At 62.2% G+C, this 3,021-nt stretch carries 4 protein-coding genes; all 4 read left to right on the top strand.

The annotated features are described in order from the left end of the window. Window positions 1–1,255: MFS transporter (locus JNL55_RS21155; RefSeq protein WP_293858453.1), on the top strand; the 1,255-nt coding region annotated here is incomplete at its 5' end. After that, complete coding sequence (locus tag JNL55_RS21150; protein ID WP_293858450.1) at window positions 1,248–2,519, top strand: sarcosine oxidase subunit beta family protein; 1,272 nt, start codon at window positions 1,248–1,250, stop codon at window positions 2,517–2,519. The genes JNL55_RS21155 and JNL55_RS21150, both read left to right, overlap by 8 nt. Further along, window positions 2,519–2,758, top strand: coding sequence for a sarcosine oxidase subunit delta (locus tag JNL55_RS21145; protein WP_293858447.1), 240 nt, complete (start codon window positions 2,519–2,521; stop codon window positions 2,756–2,758). The genes JNL55_RS21150 and JNL55_RS21145 overlap by 1 nt, the downstream gene beginning before the upstream one ends. Then, the coding region (locus JNL55_RS21140; RefSeq protein WP_293858444.1) for a 2Fe-2S iron-sulfur cluster-binding protein at window positions 2,755–3,021 on the top strand (267 nt) is incomplete at its 3' end. The genes JNL55_RS21145 and JNL55_RS21140, both read left to right, overlap by 4 nt.

The following is a 3,021-nucleotide window of genomic DNA, read 5'->3' as shown; positions in this document are numbered from 1 at the left end:
CAGCCTGATCAACTACGTCCTACGCAACAACCTCTCCTACGCGCTGCCGAGCATGCGCGAGGAATTCGAGTTCAGCAGCGCCGAGTTGGGTTGGATTCTGGCGGCGTTCAACTACTCATACGCCTTGTTTCAGATTCCCGCTGGCGTGGTCGGCGATGTCTATGGCCCAAGACGCGTGCTCGCCATCGCAGCGGTGGGTTGGGCATTGATGACGGCGCTGACGGGCTTCGCGCCCGACTTGCTCGCCGCGTCCGCCACCGGCGTGATGGTCTCGCTAATGGTGGTGCGCTTCGGCATGGGCATTCTGCAGGCGCCGATGTTTCCTGTGTCCGGCGGCTCTCTCGCAACGTGGTTTCCGGTGGGTGCTTGGGGCTTGCCAAACGCCATGTTGAGTGCCGGCCTGGCAATCGGCCAGGCGCTGACCGGACCGCTGGTGGCATTTCTGATCATCAAGTTCGGCTGGCGCGAGTCCTTCTACTATCTCGCACCGACCGCGCTGTTGGTGGGCTGGTGGTGGTGGCACTACGGCCGCGACCAACCCTCGGAACATCCGGCAATCACAGCCGCTGAACTGGAAGTAATCGCGGCCAACCGCGACCAGTTGCAAACCAACCTGCGTCCTCACTCATGGCGTGAAGTACTGCGCGAGCGCGACGTGGTGCTGCTCGCCGGCGCCTACTTCTGCATGAACTATGTGTTCATCATCTTTGTACAGTGGCTGTTCACCTATCTGGTGGAAGCGCGTCACTTCTCGATCCTGGAAAGCGGCCTGCTGTCGTTCTTGCCGTTCACCGTCGGTGCTGTGCTGGCGGGCGTAGGTGGCGTGGTCTGCGATTGGGCCTGCCGGCGCTTCGGACCTCGCTGGGGCTGTCGGCTCGCACCGCTCATCGGCTTGAGCCTGGTGGCGATTCTGTTGATCGCTGGGCTGTACGTGCAGTCGCCCTATCTAGCCGTCGGGCTGCTGTCGCTATGTTTCGGCTTCACGCAGTTCACTGAAGGCTCGTACTGGGCAGCATCGACTTACGCGGCCGGCCCGCACACCGCGACCGCCACGGGACTGATGAACACCGGCGGCAATCTGCCGGGCCTGCTCGCCCCCTTGTTCGGCTTCATGATCGATCGCTTCGGTTGGGAAACGACCATCTCCAGCGGCTCGCTGTTCGCAATACTCGGCGCCGTATTGTGGCTGATGGTGAGACTCCAGCCCGCCACCGACGAATTTAACGCTCGCCTGCAAGCTCGCGCCCATGAGTAATGGGACACGCTACTCCGCCTGGTCTTTGCTTCGCGCGCAACTTGGGGGCGCACGTACGTGGCCTCGCATGTGGAGCAAAGCCTCGCTTCGCGAAGCCTACGATGTCGTCATTGTCGGCGCAGGCGGTCACGGACTCGCCACTGCCTACCATCTAGCGCGCGATCACGGCCTGAAGCGAATCGCGATCCTCGACCGCTCGATCGTCGGCTACGGCAACGTCGGACGTAACACCACCATTGTTCGCTCGAACTACTTACTGCCAGCGAATCAACATTTCTATGAAGACTCGCTGCGTCGCTGGCACGGCTTGTCTCGCGAGCTGAACTACAACGTGATGTTCAGCGCTCGTGGCGTGCTCGACCTCGCCACATCTGATGACGAGATGACACAGTACGCGAGACGCGGCAACGCCATGCGCCTATTAGGAATCGATGCCGAGATCCTGGACGAACACGGTGTCGCGACGTTCGCACCCGAGCTGAATGTGAGCGCGCCACGACGGTTCCCCATCGTTGGCGCGTTGTTACAGCGACGCGGCGGTTCAGTCAGACACGATGCCGTCGCCTGGGGCTATGCACGAGCCGCCGCCGCACTCGGCGTCGATATCATCGAGAACTGCGCAGTGCTCGGGGTTCATTCTGCGAACGGCGTCGCCACCAGCCTCGAAACCAGTCGCGGCACCGTTCGTGCCGAGCGAATCGTCTTCGCTGTGGCCGGTCACACTGGCGCCATCGGCACGATGCTGGGTGTCGATCTACCGATCGAGACTCACTTGCTGCAAGCCATGGTGACCGAGCCGATCAAGCCGCTGCTTCACACCGTGGTGGTGAGTTTCACACCGCACGGCGAGACCTACTTGGTGCAATCCGATCGCGGCGGACTGGTGATGGGCGGCTTACTCGATGGCAACCCGTCGTACACGCGTGAAGGCCAGTGGCATCGCCTGGAAGATGTCGTGGAAGGCGCGGTCGATGTGCTGCCTCGTATCAAGGAGCTCAGAATCCTGCGCCAGTGGGCCGGCACCAACGACATGACGCTCGACGGCAGTCCGCTGATGGATCGGGTGAAGTATCCGAATGTCTATCTGAACGGCGGCTGGTGTTACGGCGGCTTCAAAGCGATTCCCGCCTCGGGCGCCGCCTTTGCCCGCTTCGTCGCCACCGACACGGCCCCCGAGCTGATTCGGCCTTTCAACTTGTCGCGCTTCGCCACTGGCCATCTGCTGGACGAGCGTGGCGTCGGCCCTTACCCGGTTCGCCAGTGATGCTCATCGACTGTCCGTTCTGTGGTCCGCGCGAGTCGTATGAATTTCAGTTCCTACGCGTGCTCGCGCCGTCCGGCGCCGACGCTTTCAACGAGGTGTACGGCCGCGTCAATCGCCTCGACGTCAGCATGGAACATTGGCAACACCGGCACGGCTGCCAGGCGTGGCTGATCATCGAACGTAATCCATCCACCGCGCAGGTGCTGAGCGTGACATTGCTCAGAGGCGATCGCTCATGACAAACCGTCAAGGCTCGCGCCTCGGCCAGACCCGTCTGCAGTTTCAGTTCGATGGGCGGCGACTCACAGCACAGGCTGGCGACACGATTGCGTCGGGCTTGCTAGCCAATGGCATCTCGTTGGTCGCCCGTAGCATCAAGTACCACCGACCTCGCGGCGTCATCGCTGCCGATCTCAGTGAGCCGAACGCTCTGGTAACGGTTGGCCATCATGCCGGCGCCGTTGCCAACGTCTCCGCTCCGAGTGCGTTGCTAGAAGATGGA

Source organism: Steroidobacter sp., from assembly GCF_016790065.1.
GTDB lineage: Bacteria > Pseudomonadota > Gammaproteobacteria > Steroidobacterales > Steroidobacteraceae > Steroidobacter.
Note: the sequence above shows the minus strand (reverse complement) of the source record. Positions and strands in the feature narration are given on the sequence as shown.